This is a genomic window from Mesorhizobium sp. WSM4830, from assembly GCF_055811495.1.
Window position 1 is genome coordinate 1 of the sequence record NZ_JBVVQI010000086.1, and the last position, 1,226, is coordinate 1,226.

A 1,226-nucleotide genomic window follows, 5' to 3' on the forward strand; every position below is an offset into this window, starting at 1 on the left:
CGGTAGAGTGCCACATAATCGCTGCACATGCGCTCGACCGTGAACCGCTTCTCGAACGTCTGCCGCACTCGTGCGCGATCGAGGCTGTCTATGCGCCGGAGCGCGCCCACAGCTTCCTCCACCGTATCCACGATCCATCCAGACACACCGTCATCGATGATCTCCGGGACGGCGCCACGCCGGAACGCAACCACCGGCGTACCGCAGGCCATTGCTTCGATCGTTACGAGCCCGAAGGGTTCCGGCCAGTCGATCGGAAACAAAAGCGCTATCGCATTGCCCAGAAAATCCGCCTTTTGCCGCTCATCGATCTCGCCAATGAACTCCACGTTCGAATGCCGCAGCACTTGCGGCTCGACCCTTTCCTTCCAGAACGACTGGTCCACCTTGTCGATCTTGGCGGCGATCTTCAGGGGAAACCCGGCCCGCGCTGCTATTTCTATGGCCGCTTCCGGCCCCTTTTCCGGCGAGATGCGACCGAGAAATGCAAGATAGCCAGCGGTGTTCGGGTGGAATGGCAGAAGATCGCGGGGCAGGCCATGATGCACGGTTCCAACCCAATTGACGGGCGGCATGGGCCGGCGCTGGTCGAAGGAAATCGAGACCAGGGGAACGTCGTCGAACATCGCATAAAGCTGCGCCAGATCGGGCAGGTCGAGCCTGCCGTGTAGCGTGGTAACCGTTCGACTGGCAAAATCCCGAATTGCGGGGAAGTGCAGAATATCGACATGGAAATGCAAAACGTCGAATTCATCGGCTCGCCGGCGCACCCGTTCAAGCATCATAACGTGGTGCGGAACACCGTCCTGGACCCTGGGGTTCAGGCGCAGCGCGACGTCGCAACACGGCACCAGCTCGGCTGAGGTACGAGAATCGGCGCTGGCGAACAGCGTCACCTCGTGGCCCTGTCGGACAAGTTCTTCGGTCAGATACGAAACAATTCGCTCGGTTCCACCGTAGGTTCGGGGCGGCACGGATTCGGTTAGCGGCGCGATCTGGGCTATTTTCATTTAGAAAATCTTTTCGGCGGCGACCGCCCTCTTTCAAACAAGCTTCGGCGGCAACCAAGACAAGCGAGAGCTTCCGGTTGCCAAGTATTCCATACAGAGCGTATTTATAGTTGTGTCGTCCGTGCTCCTCGCGTGCAATCAGGTTGCCCTTATTCAACTCCTCTGGATCCAAGAACTGCGATCCATGAGAAATGTTTCACCGGCTCGATAAAAAGA

General features: G+C 58.3%; 1 protein-coding gene. It reads right to left on the minus strand.

The window, feature by feature from the left end; all coding sequences use genetic code 11:
- Positions 1-1,010: glycosyltransferase family 4 protein (locus AC0L2Y_RS34425; protein WP_473562314.1), on the minus strand; the 1,010-nt coding region annotated here is incomplete at its 3' end.
- Positions 1,011-1,226: the final 216 nt, after the last annotated feature.